Genomic DNA, 18,864 nt, shown 5'->3' on the forward strand with positions numbered 1-18,864 from the left:
CCAACAACAGTACCAACAACAGTACCAACATCACCAGCAGTTCCAACTGCAACAACAGCACCAACAGCGACACCGGCGCCAACTGTTGCACCAATAGCGACACCGCAAGTAACAACGATTAATGCTGCTGATCTGACCAAGCAACTCAGTGAACTGGCAATCGGTAGCCATGAGCTGGTCATTCCGGTTAAAGCTACTACTAGCGGCGCTCAAGTAGTACTTCCAGGCAGTGTGCTTGTACAACAAGCTGCAGCACAGCCTAATACCGTTCTTACCTTTACAACTGCTGGCACTTCTTATTCCTTACCGCTCAGCGTTATAAACAGCGCAGCACTTACTGCTCAATTAGGTAGCAGCGACTTTACAATTACGGTATCCATTCTTCTAGCGGATTCGGGAACACTAAACCGTACAAACCAAGCTATTTCTTCACAGCTAGGCAATGCTACTTTAGCTGCTCCAGTAATTGATTTCAGTGTTTCAGCGCAAGCTGGAACAAAGCTTGTACCGCTGAACAGCTTCGGCAGTACTTACGTTAATCGGATGATCAATGTACCTTCTTCCTTAAATTCAAATAACGCAACAGCAGTTGTCTTCGATCCTGCTACAGGTAAGATTTCTTTCGTACCTGCGATATTTACGCCTAAGGCTGATGGGACCACGGATGTTACGATTAAACGGAATAGCAACAGCTATTACACCGTCGTTAAGACTTCCAAAACGTTCGGGGATCTTAACGGACACTGGGCTAAAGCGTCCATTAATCTGTTAGCTTCCAAGTTGATTGTCAGTGGAACAAATAACGATACGTTCTCTCCTTCACAGTCGATCACACGGGCTGAGTTCGCAGCATTAATTACGCGTTCTCTAGGACTTTCGACAGTAGGTGGTGAGGCATCATTTAAGGATGTAAATCCAAGCGCGTGGTATGCTGATGCTATTCGCACTGCAGCAGAAGCCGAATTGATTTCTGGTTATTCCGATGGCAGCTTTAAGCCAGGTAGCCCGATCACTCGTCAAGAAATGGCCTCTGTATTAGCTAAAGCCATCAAGTACACGGGCAAAACCTTAAATGCCGATCCTGCAGCACTAGCTAAATTCAGTGACGCGGTAAGCATTCCTGCTTGGTCCCAAGCAGCAATCACAGAAATCGCTACTGCGGGCATTATCCAAGGAGCGACAGACGGTTCCTTTGCTCCACAGAAACTAGCAACTCGTGCTGAAGCCGTTACGATGCTCGAAAAGACATTGAAATATCTCCAGTTTATCAACTAATATAGGCTGACCCTCAGCTCTAGGGAAGAAACGGTGATATAGTGTTTCTATGATATCCCTGCGTTTCTCGTTACAAAAAGGCGGTTCCCCGAGTGCATCATGCACCCGAGGAACCGCCTTTATATATAAGTCCTACTAGATTGAATGTAAGTACTACAATTCTACGATTCCATCCCAGCCTTATTCACTTCATAATGACTTGTATCCCCGTGCAGCAGGATCTCCGCCACGCCATCCGTAAAATCAATCCTCGATAAGCAGGTTGGATAAATGTAAGGCAGATCCCATAGCTTAGGCAACTCTCTGCCCTCAAAATAAGCCATCAAGAGCTTGATCACTACCGTATGCGTTACGATAAGAATCGTCTCACCCTGATGGGCAGTGAGAATTTCCTGAAGCTTCTCCAGCGCTCTTATCTGCACCTCTGCGAAGGTCTCACTGCCCTCCACTTTAAATTGGTCGGGGTCCTTCCAGAAATAATGATGCTGGTCTGAATACTGAGCTGCCAGTTCAGTAGAATCTCTACCTTCCCATACACCCATGCCGATTTCTTTAAATGCATCGGAAATCTTCAGCGGAACATCCCGCTCTCCGCGTATAATTTCAGCTGTACGCAGCGCCCTTGGGCTAGAGCTTGCATAAATAACATCAAGATTCATAGCCTGCATTCCCCGGCTCAGCCATTCCGCCTGTTGTACACCAAGCGTCGTCAGCGCAGAGTCCATATGACCTTGCATACGATTCTGCACATTCCATTCTGTCTGACCATGACGCGTTAGATATATCGTTGTAGTATTCATCCGTCGCTCCTCCTCTTAGCCCCAAATCCAGAGATAGTCTACTTCCTGTTTCGCTCCATCCAGTTCACCGCATAGTCAACAATTTCACGCTGCGGAATCAATTGAGCAGCAGCTGAGGCGATGTGACCATATGTAATAAGCCCTGTTTCTTGCCCGAATTGTTCAGCAAGTTCAACGAAATCGTCAGAGTTCCAATCTAGCTCCTTGAATTCCAACCACTGTCTATGTCCATCCACCATCATAGGTGCCCCGCCAATGACTTGCTTCTTTCCTTCATAGCAGGCACGGCATTCAGCAAGATGTAATGAAGTATTATTTAAATTCCCTACGCCTAGCAGCAGTACACTTCCCCCAAGATCATAAATACGAGCTAATGGAGAGTCATCCCCCAAACCGTATTCGAGGGAGTGACCATATATAACCTCATCCCTATGATTGCCCCAAGCCGCAAATGAATGAATGGGATGATCGCTGCGTTTTACCCCTTTTTGCCTACGGAAGCAATCTGGAATAATACCCATCCCTCTCAGTGGAGTCAGGTCTGAATCATAGGCCGGCATCTGCTCACGGATACTCTGCCACCAAGATTTAGGCACTGGTGGGTTACTCCAGCCAGCAGGGTCCGTCAGATCACTTGAATGCGTCGGCATCACAAGCGTGCCTGTTTCTCCAAGGACCTCCTCAAGCGCCAAAATAACAGCAACCGGGCCACCTGCCACCCATTGGCCTAGTGATTTGAAGGACGAATGCAGTATAATCGTCATCCCCGCCTGTACACCCAGGCGCCGAAAGTCCTCTGCCAACGTCTGAACTGTAATCAAATTGCCTTGAATTTCTTCCACCCTTCATTCCCTCCAAACTCTCTTGCTGCTAATCCTAACAAAGCTTCTCACTGCCATTATATAGGAGGATTACTTCTAACGACACCCATACCGTCTATCAAGGTACAGTACAGCAATGATATTTATACTAAAGCTACTTATCCTGCCTTTTACGAAAAATCTTCAGACAGCATTTTGGCTCTATAATCCCCTGGAGAGATTCCTTCCAACTCTTTGAATACACGGGCAAATTGCTTGCTGTTCTCAAAACCTACTTTTTCCGAAACTTCCGCAAGCTTCCCACAATCTTTCGCTAACAGCTCTTTAGCATGACGGATGCGCACCTTTTTTAAATAAATGACAAAATTCTCCCCAGTATATGCTTTGAAGGCTTCGCTAAAATAAGAATAATTCAAAGAAACATGGTTACTAACCATAGCCATATTTAGTGGACGAGCATAATTCGTCTCAATATAATTTAGCGCTTCCTCCATGTCAGCATGCTCCGTATGAGCAGAGCGCACCCCTAGAATATAATCACTCACACTCAGGAGCAAATTCTCCAGCGCACGATAATAATCATGGAAATGACGATAATTGTACATATTGCCTACTGTACGATACAGTTTCAGCACCTCTACCGAGGCTTCGCCATGCACCCGAAATACTTCATCCAGCACCAATTCATTGATATTCTGTCCCACCGACTCCAAATAAGACAGGTCAAGCGCCTTCAAATGCTCGGTCTGAAAAATCTCAGCCAGAAGATGCTTCATTTCCTTCTCGCGTTCTGTTCCAAGCATATTGAGCAGCTTACGAATTCCCTCCTTCGGTAAGGGAGAATTAGACCGTTCTTGACTCACATCCGCATAATTCAATAAGTTCACTTGCGGATATACAAAAGTATACTGTAAAGCCCGGGACGCTTCCTTATAACAGGAACGAAGATCTGCGAGACTTCTTCCTTCGCTGCTTATTCCAATCGACAATCCCATTATTTCTTTAGCTTCTGCTTGTCTGGACAGCTCTATAAAATCCTGTTTTCTGGTTCCGAGTAATACTAATTTACCATCCCAGTCCGTTGTGATTTCCGAAAAACACTTTTCAAGTGGTCCTATCAATCGTTCAACCAGCCCCTGAACATCCCCCGGCTTCATTCTTGATCCGTCATTACAATAGTAATTCAACACACCTACTGTAAAAGGAACCTCCAAGTCATCTAGACTCTCCTGCTGCTCTGGCTCCAGCTGAACTTCCTGCTGCATAAACAGCCCCCGTAAACGGCTAGAGCGCAGCTCTCGGCGAAAATGTTCTGCTTCCTGCTCCTGCTGCCTTGCGCTGAGATTCTGCTCCTCCTGCTCCTTATCTATACACTTCAAAATTTCGAATAATTCATCTCTACGAATCGGTTTAAGTAAATAATCCTTCACGCGATATCGGATCGCGCTTTTGGCATATTCAAAATCGTCATACCCGCTTAAAATTACCACTGCTGGACTTTTCTCACCCCTTGTCGCCGAAGACAACTGCTTCAACAGCGTAATTCCATCCATTACTGGCATACGTATATCTGTAATAATAATATCTGCACCATCAGTCTTATAGATATCCAACCCCTCTGCACCGTTACTCGCCATCTTGATGGTATAAATGGACGGAAATTCTCTTTCTATCATAGTCTTGAGACCGAAACGAATATTTTTCTCATCATCAATGATCAGTAGCTTCTTCATAGTTGTTTTTCTCCCGTCAAAAGAACTTTCGGCAAGGCTAAACGTACCATCGTCCAGCTTCCTGCTTCACTCTGTACTACAAGCCCATATTCATCGCCATAAAAGATTTGCAGACGCTGATGTACATTTCTCAGACCAATGCCACCTGTTCGGCGGTCAGCCGCTGTCTGTTCAGCAGTGCTCTCACGGCGTTCATCTTTCGCATAAATCGCCTCGTTTAAAGCATGTAGACGCTCTGGTGTTAGTCCTATGCCATTATCACGAAGCTCTATGAAAATATCACCTTCCGTTTCCGAAATATGAATTTGAACGATCGGGTCCTGCATATTATCTTTCTCATCGCACCAAGCATGCTTAACACTGTTCTCCACAATTGGCTGCAGTGACATTTTAAGCACCTCCAGCTCTAAATATCGGGGTTCAATATGAAGCATCAGCTTAACCGGATACTCAAAACGAATATTCATTACTTCAATGTAATTCTCAATATGACGAATTTCGTCTCGCAGCTTGACATACTCTCCGGACCATTTGAAATTATAACGCATCATCCCCCCTAGTGAGGTTAATGCATCTGAGATCGTTCGTTGGTTTTCAATTTCAGCCAGCATTTTAATATTTTCCAGCGTATTATATAAAAAATGTGCGTCAATCTGGTTATGCAGCGTACGTAACTCAGCCTCTTTTGACAATGCCTGCTTGCTTACTGCTTGAGCTACCAATGTATTGATCGTGTTCATCAGTTTAGAGAAATGATGGGCAAGCTCACCAACTTCCCCTCCACCCCGTATCATAATTCCAGTGTACGCTTCACCTCTACGCACTCTTTTCATTGTTTCAGTCAATCTACGTAGATTTTTTAGAATAAAGGCATTTGTCACATAAGCAATCAGCGTTAGCAAGGTAATAAACCCGACATTGGCACCAATGATTAAGTTGCGCGTTCGGGAGATATCCTTCATAACCCCCTCCATGGACACTACATTTAACAAATAAGCATCAATATGTTCAAGCGGAGTGTTAATCAACAAAAACGATTGACCATTCTCCGAGTACTCGCTATCCCATTCCCCAGTTTCCCGAAAATGCTTATACCGTTCTGCAATCATATCAGCCATCTTCAGATTATTCTGTAAAAAAGAATGATCCGGTCTGGTGAAAAGCTGCAGTTCACTATCCACAAGGAACATTTGGGTCTGATTATCCCGGACATCTGTATACGTCTTAGGTGTAAAACGACTCAGCATCATATCCACCTGCACCATGCCTATATGATTGTCTGCCGGACGACTCTTTTCACGCAGCAATGAGACCTTGGGCAGACTTTCCGTCGGTGCTCCCAAGTATCTCTGCATTAGATCCGGATCACTTTTCTGAAAAGACCAGTATTCCTGCCCCTTCATTTGAAGCGCTTTCTGAAACCATAGATTGGAAGAAACTCTCTCTTCACGAAAGATAATCGGCCAAATTTCATGCACTTTATTGCTTTTCGAATACAGCCGCAAATGCTCGATATTCGGATTATTAAATTGAATACGAGTCATATTCACATAGGCATTTGTATTGAAATTAATCAAATCTACTAGCTGCGGTTCGGTTTCATTCGCAAGGAAATCTTCTACATCGGTATCAGAATAAGCCATCTGTGCCGCACGTTCCATTGCCTCAATTTGATTATAGATATGTAACTTTTCCATTTGCAGCAAATAATCATTCTTCTCGATGGCATCTCTAAGATAGGTATTATTGATAGACTCATAGAAGTAGACGGATACCAGCAAGCACGGGCCTAAAATAATAAAAACATAGGCTGCAATTAAACGACTCTGGAGAGATCTTCTTCCCCACCAATAACTAAAAGAATTCCATAATTCTCTAGCTCGTTCACGTCTGTTCACTCTATACACTTCTGTACTGTCCACCTCGCTAAAATAGTGAATGCTTAACCTATTTAATATCTATACCATATTATAGATTGAAAATAACCCAATCGCCCGCAATAGCGGGCGATTGGGTCGTTTTTATTTTATTTATTTGCGAGTTTTAACTTATTCTCTTCATATTTTGTTTGTTGGAAGGCTTGCACTTTAGCCAGACCCAGATCCTCTTGCTTCTTGATGTAACCAGTCCAGATGGTATCAAATTCAGCATCGGATGAAGCCATCAAAAGCTTCGGTAGCGTTTTGCTGCGCAAATCTTTAATTTTAGATAAGATGACGCCCTCCGGGGAGCTTGCCAACGGATCGATTTGATCAAACTCGGAGATACTTTTTGTTTTTCCGCGAGTCCAGTCTTCCAGCTGTTTGAAAGGCTCTACAGCTGTAGGTGTCCATTGAGCTGTAATATTGGTATTCATCAGCATCCAGAACGTAAAGGAAGAACCATATTGCTTGTCGAATGCCGAACGGTCTTTATTCATTAGATCAAAGACTTCTGGTTTAAATTGGTCTTTGCCGTCAATCGTATCATAGCTGACGCCTTTTTCACCAAGATAGAGGTCTTTATTACCTTCTTCGCTGTTCAGGTAACTAAGAAATTTAATAGCACGTTCTTTATCTTTAACATCTTTGGAGATCAGCGTTACTGTCCAGCCGGAAATAGCAGGGCCGTTTAGAGTAGGTGCATCCAGGTTGGTATTAGCCGGTCCGTCAACAGCGATATAAATTTTGTTCGGGTCTTGCTGATACAGCGTTCCCAGTTGGGCTGCAAAGTCAGTGCGTTGGTACAGCATCGCGAAGTAACGGCCTTGAGCGATTTTTTCTTCCATTTGAGGACGTTTATCAATAAAGATATCTTTTGCAAGCAAGCCGTCTTGGTTGGCTTGACGCAAAGTTTTCATCCAACGGATATATTCAGGGTCAGTCTCACGATTATACAGCTTTCCGTCTTTTTCTCTTGGAATAGCTAAGAAATTCTGAATGTATTGTTCCAGAGAATCGTTACCGGTTGCGGTAAATTCATGCAGACCGAGCGGAATCATCGGTTGACCATCGATTTCAGGGAATTTCTCTTTAGCTGCCTTCAGCGCAGCCACGAATCCTTCCGGTGTGCGCATATCAGGACTGCCAATCGCTTCATAAATGTCTTTGCGGACTACGAAGGTTTGGTTGGATACATAAGTGTCGCCATATTTCTCGTAATCTTTAGGTGAGGAAGAAGCATTCGGATAACCATATACATTGCCGTCGGCTTGTGTGTACCATCCCAGTTTGTCAGGGTCAGATACTTTGAAGAAATAAGGATCATATTCTTCGGCCAGTTTGTTCAGAGGAAGCACGAGATTACCTTCAATCATTTTCTTAACAGCATCTTCATACCAGCCCAGTGTAATGAAGTCCGGCAGTTTACCGGAAGCAATCAGTGTGTTCAGCTTTTCATTTTCGTTACCGGCTGGAACGATAAAGTTAATGTCAACACCGGTTTTCTTAGTGATATATTGGGAAGTAGGATCTACACCCCATTTATTAGGGAACCAGGCAAAGTTCAGGTACCAGTCAAACGTAATGGGTGATGTATCAGATTTCCAACCCGGCTCATCAGCGGATAGTGCTGTAGCTTCTGGGGCTGTTGTAGCTGTTGCCTCTGCTGTGTTACCTTCAGTTTTGTTTGCGGCATTACCTTTATTTGCGGTGTTGCCATTGTTGCCGGAACAGCCCGCTACGGACAGAACCATGATTGCTGCCATTAGCAGCAGCATTATTTTCTTTGGCTTTCTTTTCATGTCCATGCTTGTTTACCCCTTTTCTGAGATTGATTAATCATATAATTTATAACTCCAAGACTGCGGGAGCAGTCCGGAGGAGTTACCACTAGTTCGGGTGAAGTGCGACTGGCACTTAGCCCTTGATGGAGCCAATCATCATCCCTTTCACGAAATAACGTTGCAGGAACGGGTAAGCAAAGATAATTGGAAGTGTTGTAACAACCATCGTAGCCAGCTTGATGGACTGCGAGGTCACGGTCCTGGTCACGGCGCTTCCCTGTACGGCAGTCATCATCAGATTGGAACTGGACTGGGCAACAACCCGGTACAAGAAAGTTTGAATCGGTTGCATGTTTTCATTGTTCATATAAATCATTCCGGTAAAATAATCATTCCATTGGTAAACGCCATGGAACAGCGCAATGGTAGCCAGTACAGGTAAGGAGACCGGCAGGACAACCCGCAGGAAGATGGACCAGTCATTCGCTCCATCAATACGCGCCGCTTCCTCCAGACCATCAGGAATATCCCGGAAGAAGGTCATGAAGATGATTAGATCGAAGAAGCTGAACATAACCGGAATAATATAAACCAGAAAATTTTCCAGTAGATGAAGATCTCTGATGAGTAGGTACGTCGGAATAAGTCCGCCTGCAAAGATCATGGTTATCGTGCCTAACAGGATGTATAATTTGCCCCCTACCAGATCCTTGCGGGAAAACGCATATGCTACCATCGCCGTAAAGAACACATGCAGACCTACACCGAGAAGTGTTTTGGCTACGGTAAGCCACATCGCCCTCATAATTCCCGGGCTAGCGAATACGGCACTAAAGTTCTCCAATGAAAATTTGCGCGGAAACCAGTAAATCCCGCCCAGCATTGCATCTTTTCCGTCATTAAAAGCATTAATCAGCACGTACCAGATCGGATACAGCGTAACGAAGCAAATACAAAGCATTCCAATATTGTTGACTATATCAAAGACAACTTCGCCCTTTGTTCTGCGATTCAGTGTAATCATGTACAGGTCCTCCTTGGCCTAAAACAACGAGGTGTCGTTGAGTTTTTTGGATACTTGGTTGGCAATTAGCAGCAGAATGAGCGAGATAACCGATTTGAACATCCCAATTGCGGTTGAATACGAGAAGCGGGCCGAGAGCAGACCGGTATAGTAAACATAATAGTCAATCACATTGCTCGCGCTGTCATTCAGCGAATTGCGCAGTACCAGAATCTGGTCAAAATTGGAGTTCAGTACACCGCTGACCGCCAGAATAAACAAGATGCTGATCGTGCCTTTGATGGTCGGTACGGTAACATACCACATTTTCTGGAATCTTCCGGCACCGTCGATAGTGGCCGCTTCATACATTTCTGGAGATATGCTGGTAATGGCAGCCAGATAGATGATCGCTGACCAGCCCAGCTCCTTCCATAAATCCGAGGTAATAATAATGGTCCAAAAATATTTCGGTTCAGCCAGGAACGAAATCGGCTGATCAATCAAATGCAGCGCCATCAGAATATTGTTAATGATGCCCACATCTGCCAGCCAAGTGGCGAGAATCCCGCCAAGAACTACCCAGGACAGGAAGTGGGGCAGATACGATATCGTCTGAATACTCTTCTTAAAGCGAACGGATCGGATTTCGTTCAGAAAGAGGGCGAATATGATCGGAAGCGGAAAGATCAATAGTTTGATTAAGCTAATGCCCAGCGTATTCTTCATTACATACATAAAATTATCGTCTGCCAGGAACTCTTTGAAGTTCGCGAGACCGACCCAAGGGGCTTCCGAGATGGGTTTGACGATGTTGTACTCCTTGAAGGCAATAATAATGCCATACATAGGAATGTAGTTAAAAATAATCATCCATACTACACCGAGCAGTGCCATTGTCTGCAAATGTCGTTGAGTAATGAACTTCTTCCAAATCGGGGTGCGGTTTACTTTACCGGTTTCGAAATTGCCAGGAATAAGCGGCTTCATCGCTGGACTTAATTCCACGCCTTTTTTGTTCTCCATCCTTTGGACCTCCAGGCTATATATCTTTTTCTGTTTCTAAAGCGCTTACAATATCTATATACTTATTGTATTTGCTTTTGCCTGTCTCCGTAAGGTATTGAATTTCGGATTATAGGTTCCATTTTTCGGGTTCAAGCTAAAACGCTTTCGGCATCCTTTAAAGACGGTAAGCGTTTATGCAAGAAAATAAGGATAATGTATCATGTGAAGCTTATACTTTCCTGTATATGGAAAAAGATAAGGAGGGCCTATGCCCTCCCCTTTAGTGTTATGCTAATATTGCTTGAATTTGTTTAATTTCTCCACGCCGCAAAGCCTCTGCCTCTTCACCACGAACGAATGCTCCAGAAATTCCGGTCACTGTTCCATCGTGGTAGATGAGCGTCATGCTCTGAATAACAACCTTCTTCTCACCGAATGTATTCTCACGTTCTGGGTTCGAATAAGTGACTTCCGTTCCACCTAGGAACATGAAGGAAAGTTTGCCGTGTTCATCAAATAGCCAGCCAGGTAGAACCGGATCCAAAGATAATGTAAGCTGTCCATCTTCTACTCTGAAAACATGGCTTCCGGCCATCATCGTTCTCCACATACTCAGAAATTCAGCGGTCGACCCACTTAATCTTGCAACGAACCCTCTACCGTGATTGTTCGGATCAGGATTACCTCCGGTAGCGATAAAGGATGAATTTTCAAGCGTGCTGCGTCCATAGACAGCCGGGTCCAGGAACGGAACCAGCGAGGTCTTCAGTTCTCCGTAGAACTCCTCATAAAGCCCGCCCTTCAACAGCTCAAGCAAATATTTGTAGGACATATGCAGGAAGTTGGACTCCCGCTCCAGCCAGCCTGGCGTAAAGGCTCTCATTCGTCCGATCTCATGAGACTCTCCCTCTAGACTAACCGATGTTTGATACATAGACGTAGTCGGATCATATAGCTCTGTTTGCTTAATCAAATTGTATATTTCTTTCGCCTGCACCGGATCTTTCAGCGTCTTCAACCAGCGAGTAGGTCCCTCAAGGAAATATGGCAAGGCATAGACCTCAAACTCCTCGACCACTGCTTTTGGCAGGCCATATCCGCTGATTACCGGTTGACCCTCAGCATCTGTTACCTGCTGGAATTTCTTCGCCTCAAAACGGAAGTAGGTTGGGGTAAGTCCATTACCAAGTTCTACTGCCTTGTTGATCCCCTCGTCGATTTTGACCAAGAACTTGGAGAGAACCTCACGAATGTATTCTAAGTTTACTTCAGACTCAGTCCCAGTAATACCGAAACGGATACGTGCTCTATAGGCCTCACGCGCCGAAGCTACAGTGTCCCAATAATTGAATTGTTCCAATTCTCCCGACAGAACCGCCGTGACAGCATGATATACCTCTTCAAGCAACTGTGCAATTTCTTCTGGGAGGTCTACAGCTCCTTGGACGCTCTCTTTGCTGTTCAGAGTCTCTAACAAAAAGACTACGGTACGTTTCAGCTCAAAAGTCTCACTCATTCCGGAGCCGAACAATCCTGGCAGCCCATTCATAGCATCGTTCCAGCCCGGCTTATTGCCTTCCATTTCTACACCCATACCATAAGGGTCAAGTGTAGTAAATTTATTCAAGGCAAGAGACAGCATCTTCACGAACAAATTGGTGTGGTAAATGGCGCCGTGACCGCCTTCAGTACGCAGCCAATGGGTATCTCCAGCTTTCCATTTCAGCTTGTGCAGCTTCTCCTCATCCTCAAGGAGTGCGCCATATTGCCGGGCTTTTCCGTCACTGATTACATATTTTTCACTGCGTGGCAGCACATACGCTGGGCTGTCATAGAACGCATAAGTGTTATCCCCAAATAGAAGCTCCTGCTTTTTGTCAGGGAAGATATCCAAATAACCTACTACCAGATCCATATTATATGTCCAGTGATCCGACCAGAAGCCTTCGCCAAAAGCAGCCTCAATGTTTTGCTGTGACAAAGCTAGTAAGCCCGACAAAAACTCTTGCTCACTTACCTTCAAGGTAACATTATGATCCGCAATATAGTTCACTAAGCTACCCGGTGTAAATCGACTGCTGCACAGCTTTACAAGCTCCGCTTGATGATCTGCTACAGCTTCTCCAATCCAATCCGCAGCTTGCGCCTTACGGTCCGGTTTCACTTCAAAGGTTGTTCCTTGTACGCTCAGTGGGTTGTAGCCATCCGCCTGAATCAAGCTATAGAACATTTTGATGTTGAAGCTGCCCACCTTCGGATTGAAGAACACATCGTTCCGCCGATTCTGATTCATATCGCGGAAATTACCATTTCCCTGTGAATAATATTCAGGAGCCAATGAGAAGAAATTGTAGTCACGCTCCAAGTCACCGTGCTTACGCGAGTATAAGTGAACTACAAAGCCATCCCCACCATTGTCGAAGACAAAAGGATAGCCTCCACGCAGGAAGTTATCGAGATAGGATTGACGGCAATACGCATCAAACACAGACGATGAAGTGTGCGTAGCAATGTCTTCTGTTAATTCCTCCGTCAGACCTGCGGCCTCTTGAGATTTAGACAGGATATATTCATCGCGGCATAGCTGCTCCGCCTTCTTATTGATTTTGTCGATGTCATTTACATGTCCAACCAGTGTATTCAGGATCAGACTGCTATCTGGTGCTAAACGTCTTGCCACTCCGCTAAAACCGCACGGAACCTTGTTGACCGGGTATTGCGGAAGCTCGCCCAGTTCGGCAAGGGTTAATCCCGCAAAGCGGTCTGGGTACGTAAGCGAGGTATTGCCACCAAAGACTAGCTCGAAATCGACGATTGGCGAGACTTTTTCTCCTTCTCCAGTGAACGACAGGTAGAAATGGCCATTGGTAATTTCGCTAACCTGTGCATCATCATTGGTGCTGGAACGCAGCTTATAGAACGGAATGCCATTCTCTAAGTTGTATACGTCCATCCAGCTGCGCAGCAGATTTCCTATTTCCTTGTATCCGCTGTTCTCTACGCCGTAAGGCAAGATTTCAGGCAAACCATCCATCAGCTCCAGCTCGATCTCTTTACCGCCAATGTTCTCAATCTCTACCCGACGTACCAATGCTGCATAATCGTCATTAGGCAAATTAAAATAGTGTACGGTCGTCTTAAGACCATGTCCGGCATGGCTTTCTTCAATGGTAAGTCCATTAGGCAAAATGGTCATGAGGCGCTTTGCAGCAGGATCTGGACGTGCAGATTGAAACGGTTCATAAATCTCTTGCTCGCCTTTAATTTTGATAAAGGTTCTGAAACCGGTCGTGCCTACGTTCTTATAAGAGATATTTGCAGGAGAGAATTCCATGATCGGCGAATTCTTATCGCGTACCCCGAAGCTGCAAATGGCCTGACCCCGATTCACATAAAAAGTCCACATCGGAATTCCCTTCAGTCCGGCAAGACCCGGTAAGAAACTGGAGAAAGGCTTTCCTTCATCAAATTGCTCCATTACAAATGTACCTGATTCGAAATAATAGTTGCTCATACTTATGTCCTCCTAAGTAGTAGATTATTTATGAAATCAAATGCGTTACGATGGAATGAGGCGATAGCTCACAGCTTGCAATTTCTTCGCCTAGACCTAGCGTTACATTGTGTACTTCTTCACTTTCATTCATCAGTACGACAGCAATACTACTGTCAGGATTACGGAATGCTGTGGTTAAGATACCTTTCGCTTCAGATGTAAATCCGATCCGTACCGCACCGGGCGCAATAAATTTACTGAAATGCCCAATGTAATAATAGGAGCTGTTATAATGCACTTCATCCGCTGTAGTATCTGCAATAATCGGTGCATCGCAGAGATTGCCTACATGGTTAGGACCTCCAGTCTCATCCAGTACCAGGTTCCAATCCAGATATCCTTCTGTCCACGCATTGAAATCTCCAATCATGTTTCTGCCGTAACGTTCGCCAGTAAACCATTCCCCCAGCTTAACGCCGCCCTCTTGGCAGCCCTCTGTGAACAACAGATGCTTGTCAGGAAATAAATCATGTACCTTTTCTACTTTGTCGAACTCCTCACCTCCGTACCAGTGAATACCTGTACCCCATACATACTTTGCAGCGTCAGGATCAGATAATACTGCCGAAGCACGCTCGACCATAATATCGCGGTTATGATCCCAAATTACAATGTTCACATCGGAATGGCCGGTTTGATGCATCACCGGTCCAAGATGATTTTTAACAAAATCCCGTTCCTCTTCCGCACTATAAATACATGAATCCCAGACCTGAACAGCAGCCGGCTCATTTTGCACGGAAACTGCCCAAATCGGTACTCCCTCTTTTCCATAAGCTTCAATGAATTTCGTATAGTAACGTGCCCAAACTTCTGCGAATTCCGGCTTCAGTGATCCACCGTTATTCATTTCTCCATTGGTTTTCATCCATGCCGGAGGACTCCAAGGAGAAGCCAGCATCGTGAATGCACCGCCTCTTACTTCCATGGCGTCTTTTATCAGCGGAAGTACCCACTTATGATCATGTGAGATATCAAAAGTAGCTAGCTCTGTGTCATAATCCGCAACATACGTATAATTGCCGAGGGCAAAATCACAGCTGTGAATATGAACACGGCCCATGCTATAGCCTAACCCCTCTACAGGATGGAAGTACCGATGAATAACCTCTGCCCGTTTCTCGGAGCTCAAGCGTGACAACGTATAAGCTGCAGCTTCTGTGAAAGCGCCGCCAAATCCAATCATCTTTTGAAACTCCTGCTCTGGCTTAATCTCCACATCGGCAGACCCAGATCCTACTCTTGCGCTAAAAACAATTGCATCTTTTGGAGTTAAGCGTTCCCCTGTATCTTTTGCAGTTACCACAGTTTGAACTTTTGCCATTTCATCCATCTCCTCTGAATTGTTTTCTTACCAAAGCACTAGTCTTTACTGGATCATCTTCCGATGTTGTAAAATTCGGAGCAATGAGCCATTAATCGAAATAAATCGAAACCGGTTTCGATTATTTCGAAAAAAAATGATCTTCCAAATCAATTGAAAGAGCATTTTATAAACAATGGGTCTATTATAGCTCCATCTCACTAAATAAGATGTGCCAAATACCACTATTTCATCTCATATGAACAATTCAAAGCTATACTGTCTTTTACTTTAGCAGGACTCTTTTCAGTTCGTCAAGTTATCGGACTAATATCCGTTAGTCGGAGGTGCACAGGATTCCCGTACAACCACTTCCACCGGAACTAAAATCGCTTCCTTATCTAACACTTTACCCTCAATTGTAGTTAAAAGAATGTCTGCTGCTCGGCTTCCAAGAAGTTCCGTGTCCTGACGCACCGTTGTCAACGCAGGTGAAACATACTCGGCAAGATCGATGTCATCGTAACCCATAACTGAAATATCCATCGGTACGGAAAGTCCACTATCTTTAGCGGCCATAATAGCCCCTAAGGCTAGTAAGTCACCCGAAGCAAAGACGGCGGTTGGACGCTCAGGGAGCTTAAGAAGCTCCAGCATCGCGTTATAGCCACTTTCCCGAGAATAAAAGGCTCCGTTTACTACATAGGACTTAGGCACTTTAAACCCTCGTTGCTTCATGGCGGTCTTGTATCCCAGCTCCCGCATTTTCCCTGGAAACGTGTTCATACCTCCGGATATATGGGCAATCTTGCGATGCCCCAAGCAGGCTAGATACTCCACTGCCAGCTGGGCTCCAGATGTATTATCTGAGCATACCGTATGCGTCTCAGAAGTCTCAAAATCCATAATGACGGTAGGAATATCACTCTCAAGCAGTTCACGGAAATACGGATCTTCATAATCGGACAAGAAGACAACAACGCCGTCTACGCCACGAATTCTGCAATTCTCTAAATAACCGCTTTGCTTACCGCCAACATCCTTGGAGATAAACATGAGGGCATAACCCTTTTCAACAGCAACCTTCTTAAAGCTCTCGATCACAGCGCTGAAAAAAGGATGGCGAATACCAAATCCCGTATTCTCTACGAATAGCACACCGATGGTCCACGATTTCTTAGTGGTCAGTGTACGGGCATGTGAATTCGGTAAATATCCCATTTCTTGGGCAACCCGGAATATTTCCTGACGAGTTTTCTCACGTACATCGGAATAATTATTAAACGCCTTAGAAACCGTTGTTGGAGAGTAACCGGTTCTTTTGGCAATATCGTATATCGTTGTCAAATCGGCTCGCTCCTTGCCCTGACAAATGAAATGCCTTTTGTTCACTGCAATTTTAACGTCTTTCCGTACCGCCGTCCAGCGAAAAGTAGCTTTGTACAGAGGGGAGTAGTGTAACGGCCTGAATCAACAGCCCTAGACTCATATAGATCAGATGTATAATTGCAACACTATTCAGCATGTACGTCTGCACCGTTATCCAAATGATTTGCCCAAACCCGATATACAGAGACAAAGCCCAGAAGCTATATAATTTCTTGAACGGATTTAATCGTTCCACCAAGTGCCACTGAGGTCTCTTGACCAGACCATAAACAACGAAGATGGGTAGTAGACCAAATACGATAAATAGCAGAATACCCGGGAATAAAAAATCAGAGAATGGCGATCTTTCCAGCATAGAAGTCGGCATTTTCATTAGATCCCCGCTTGGATCTATTACAAGAGCACCGCCCCCTCCTAACGCTCCAACCCCCAAAAAAATAAGAAGAATATAAAGCCATGTTACTGTACCCGGCCTTCCCTTCGTTAATTCCATTTCACTTCCCCATTTCCAAATAAGAATTAGAGCAACCCTATCTAGATAACGAATCTGCCCTTCTTTCTATTTTACAAGTTTTCCCTGTTTGTTACCGAGATGCATATCACAAATTTGGCTGTGTTTACGGTTTTTTTACGTACGATGTGAACAGCAGCGCTTTACGTTATACTAAGTTTAGAAGCTTACATTTCACCTAACGGAACTCATTAATAAACATCATTGAATCCAAAGCATAAACAACTTCTACGTCCTTATAAGCGAGAAAGCCAAGACATAAAGTATGGTGTGGAACTTATAGTTTATATTTCAAAAACAAGGAGACAGGACATGCGTACACATGCGCTGCACCTAACATACCTATGAACGATACCGACCTTCTATCTACCAAGCAGTGTGCTTATTGCCACAAGCTAAAGCCGCTCACAGAATTTCGCAGACGTACAGGCAAACGTTCCAAGGGGCAGTCACGCCGTGGTGCCTGCCGTGAATGTCGCAAGCAACGGGAAACACTAAATATAAAACTCACAGCAAACCCCTTACTGGTGAAGCTTGATACGATCCAAACCCATCAGCACACTCTATTGGAGCTTCCCAAAGAGGGAAAGCCGTCTTCCGCTGCTGCTTCTTCAGGACAATCTAATCCGAACCGACGCGTACGAGGTTTGGAGCAGCGAAGAAAAAGGCCGCATGCTCAAGGCACAAAGCTAAATCCCGAAGATCCAACCCAATTGATTCCTTCTGCCAAAGGGATGATTCTAATGCGCGGTCATAGCGACAAGGGACGGCGCTGGCATCAGGAGATCGATCTAGCGCTTGCAATTACCCTCGTCAGGGAACATGCCGCTATCGTTGTAAACCGTCGAACGATTCGACGATTGTATAGTAATAAGGATTTTCGCGCTTATATACTAGCCAGAGACAATTATACCTGCTACTTCTGCGGCGCTTATGGAGACACCATCGACCATTTACTGCCACGTGCTAAAGGTGGTCATACAACCCCAGATAATTGTGTCTGTGCTTGCACGTTATGTAATCAGACTAAAGCTGATAAATCTGTTGAGGATTTTATGGGCCGAATATAACAACTCAATCAAAAAGCCCTAATCTCGGAGGTTGTTCTGTTTCCGTGAACAGAACAGCCTCCGAGGTTAGGGTCGCTTTTTAATGTGGAGAAGTGTAGTTTATTTAGTTGCCTGTAATATTCTTAACTCGTCCTACCTGTCCGCTAGTCAATCTGACCTTAATGCCGTGCGGATGCCGAGGCGAGTTCGTGAGAATATCTTTCACCGTACCGTGTGTTAGCTTGCCTGTAGGCTGATCCTGCTTAAGTACAATATCCACTTCAAGCCCAGGACGAATATCCGCTCTTACTTGTCCGTTCATGAAATAATCCCCTTTCATGGGTTATAATGTTGTCAACAACAATAGATAAGGATGAGACATTATGGCCTTCGGCATCAACAGAGAAGAATTAACCCGTTGGAAAAAAGCGGTCTCCGCAGGAGAGATCGCCTTCTTGACTCATTATTGGCTGGATCCTCGTTTTCCTGGCATCACTACCGTCACCAAGGTGGGCTGTAGTGATCTTACCACTCTGAAACATTGGTGCGAGAAGAATGGGCTGCCTGCCCAATATATTCATAATCGTTCATCGTTTCCCCACTTCGACCTCATTGGACCAAGGCAGGCAGAAATCCTTCGGCAAGAAGGTTTATGGGATCAGCTGGAACGTTTCAAAATGCTCTAAATACAAATTGTGATTTGAGACGTATTA

Annotated in this window: 15 protein-coding genes; 3 read left to right on the forward strand and 12 right to left on the reverse strand. The window is 44.8% G+C overall.

The window, feature by feature from the left end:
• Nucleotides 1-1,275 (forward strand): S-layer homology domain-containing protein (locus tag CA598_RS24595; RefSeq protein WP_143812451.1); only part of this gene is annotated, 1,275 nt, incomplete at its 5' end.
• A 161-nt stretch (nt 1,276-1,436) separates the two neighbouring features.
• Here CA598_RS24595 and CA598_RS24600 read toward each other — a convergent pair.
• The 11 genes from CA598_RS24600 to CA598_RS24650 all read right to left on the reverse strand — a co-directional run bounded on the left by CA598_RS24600 (nt 1,437) and on the right by CA598_RS24650 (nt 17,084).
• On the reverse strand, nt 1,437-2,075 hold the full coding sequence (locus CA598_RS24600; protein WP_094878227.1) for a histidine phosphatase family protein: 639 nt from the start codon (nt 2,073-2,075) through the stop codon (nt 1,437-1,439).
• A 38-nt stretch (nt 2,076-2,113) separates the two neighbouring features.
• Nucleotides 2,114-2,917 carry an AAC(3) family N-acetyltransferase gene (locus CA598_RS24605; protein WP_094878228.1) on the reverse strand — a complete coding sequence of 268 codons (804 nt, stop codon included), beginning with the start codon at nt 2,915-2,917 and terminating at the stop codon, nt 2,114-2,116.
• 149 nt (nt 2,918-3,066) lie between these two features.
• Nucleotides 3,067-4,629: a response regulator gene (locus CA598_RS24610; RefSeq protein WP_094878229.1), complete on the reverse strand. Its 1,563-nt coding sequence runs from the start codon at nt 4,627-4,629 to the stop codon at nt 3,067-3,069.
• A complete protein-coding gene (locus tag CA598_RS24615; RefSeq protein WP_256990631.1) occupies nt 4,626-6,527 on the reverse strand; it encodes a cache domain-containing sensor histidine kinase in 1,902 nt (633 codons plus the stop codon). Before CA598_RS24615 ends, CA598_RS24610 begins: the two co-directional genes overlap by 4 nt.
• 128 nt (nt 6,528-6,655) lie before the next feature.
• A complete protein-coding gene (locus CA598_RS24620; RefSeq protein WP_094874189.1) occupies nt 6,656-8,356 on the reverse strand; it encodes a type 2 periplasmic-binding domain-containing protein in 1,701 nt (566 codons plus the stop codon).
• Between the two features lie 109 nt (nt 8,357-8,465).
• Nucleotides 8,466-9,356, reverse strand: coding sequence for a carbohydrate ABC transporter permease (locus tag CA598_RS24625; protein WP_094874190.1), 891 nt, complete (start codon nt 9,354-9,356; stop codon nt 8,466-8,468).
• Nucleotides 9,357-9,374: 18 nt separating this feature from the next.
• On the reverse strand, nt 9,375-10,325 hold the full coding sequence (locus tag CA598_RS24630; protein ID WP_256990030.1) for an ABC transporter permease: 951 nt from the start codon (nt 10,323-10,325) through the stop codon (nt 9,375-9,377).
• A 304-nt stretch (nt 10,326-10,629) separates the two neighbouring features.
• Nucleotides 10,630-13,857, reverse strand: a complete 3,228-nt coding sequence (locus CA598_RS24635) for a cellobiose phosphorylase (RefSeq protein WP_094878231.1) — start codon at nt 13,855-13,857, stop codon at nt 10,630-10,632.
• A 28-nt stretch (nt 13,858-13,885) separates the two neighbouring features.
• A complete protein-coding gene (locus CA598_RS24640) occupies nt 13,886-15,223 on the reverse strand; it encodes a glycoside hydrolase family 30 protein (protein WP_094874193.1) in 1,338 nt (445 codons plus the stop codon).
• 306 nt (nt 15,224-15,529) lie between these two features.
• Nucleotides 15,530-16,549: a LacI family DNA-binding transcriptional regulator gene (locus CA598_RS24645; protein WP_094874194.1), complete on the reverse strand. Its 1,020-nt coding sequence runs from the start codon at nt 16,547-16,549 to the stop codon at nt 15,530-15,532.
• 52 nt (nt 16,550-16,601) lie between these two features.
• Nucleotides 16,602-17,084 (reverse strand): hypothetical protein, encoded by a 483-nt coding sequence (locus CA598_RS24650; RefSeq protein ID WP_094874195.1) that lies wholly within the window; start codon nt 17,082-17,084, stop codon nt 16,602-16,604.
• A gap of 362 nt (nt 17,085-17,446) precedes the next feature.
• Here CA598_RS24650 and CA598_RS24655 point away from each other — a divergent pair, with 362 nt between their 5' ends.
• A complete protein-coding gene (locus CA598_RS24655; protein ID WP_094878232.1) occupies nt 17,447-18,172 on the forward strand; it encodes an HNH endonuclease in 726 nt (241 codons plus the stop codon).
• Nucleotides 18,173-18,275: 103 nt separating this feature from the next.
• On the opposite strand, the gene CA598_RS24660 is transcribed toward CA598_RS24655, so the two are convergent.
• Nucleotides 18,276-18,473, reverse strand: coding sequence for a YwbE family protein (locus CA598_RS24660; protein WP_042184438.1), 198 nt, complete (start codon nt 18,471-18,473; stop codon nt 18,276-18,278).
• Nucleotides 18,474-18,534: 61 nt separating this feature from the next.
• On the opposite strand from CA598_RS24660, the gene CA598_RS24665 reads away from it, so the two are divergent.
• Nucleotides 18,535-18,837 carry a hypothetical protein gene (locus CA598_RS24665; RefSeq protein ID WP_094878233.1) on the forward strand — a complete coding sequence of 101 codons (303 nt, stop codon included), beginning with the start codon at nt 18,535-18,537 and terminating at the stop codon, nt 18,835-18,837.
• Nucleotides 18,838-18,864: the final 27 nt, after the last annotated feature.

It is taken from the genome of Paenibacillus sp. VTT E-133291 (genome assembly GCF_002264395.1).
Taxonomy (GTDB): domain Bacteria; phylum Bacillota; class Bacilli; order Paenibacillales; family Paenibacillaceae; genus Paenibacillus_AQ; species Paenibacillus_AQ nitricinens.

Bases quoted from the DNA above. Each gene is read 5' to 3' on its own strand.
- CA598_RS24600 (WP_094878227.1), bottom strand. From the start codon at position 2,075: ATGAATACTACAACGATATATCTAACGCGTCATGGTCAGACAGAATGG.
- CA598_RS24610 (WP_094878229.1), bottom strand. From the start codon at position 4,629: ATGAAGAAGCTACTGATCATTGATGATGAGAAAAATATTCGTTTCGGT.
- CA598_RS24620 (WP_094874189.1), bottom strand. From the start codon at position 8,356: ATGGACATGAAAAGAAAGCCAAAGAAAATAATGCTGCTGCTAATGGCA.
- CA598_RS24625 (WP_094874190.1), bottom strand. From the start codon at position 9,356: ATGATTACACTGAATCGCAGAACAAAGGGCGAAGTTGTCTTTGATATA.
- CA598_RS24630 (WP_256990030.1), bottom strand. From the start codon at position 10,325: ATGAAGCCGCTTATTCCTGGCAATTTCGAAACCGGTAAAGTAAACCGC.
- CA598_RS24635 (WP_094878231.1), bottom strand. From the start codon at position 13,857: ATGAGCAACTATTATTTCGAATCAGGTACATTTGTAATGGAGCAATTT.
- CA598_RS24640 (WP_094874193.1), bottom strand. From the start codon at position 15,223: ATGGCAAAAGTTCAAACTGTGGTAACTGCAAAAGATACAGGGGAACGC.
- CA598_RS24650 (WP_094874195.1), bottom strand. From the start codon at position 17,084: ATGGAATTAACGAAGGGAAGGCCGGGTACAGTAACATGGCTTTATATT.
- CA598_RS24655 (WP_094878232.1), top strand. From the start codon at position 17,447: ATGAACGATACCGACCTTCTATCTACCAAGCAGTGTGCTTATTGCCAC.
- CA598_RS24660 (WP_042184438.1), bottom strand. From the start codon at position 18,473: ATGAACGGACAAGTAAGAGCGGATATTCGTCCTGGGCTTGAAGTGGAT.
- CA598_RS24665 (WP_094878233.1), top strand. From the start codon at position 18,535: ATGGCCTTCGGCATCAACAGAGAAGAATTAACCCGTTGGAAAAAAGCG.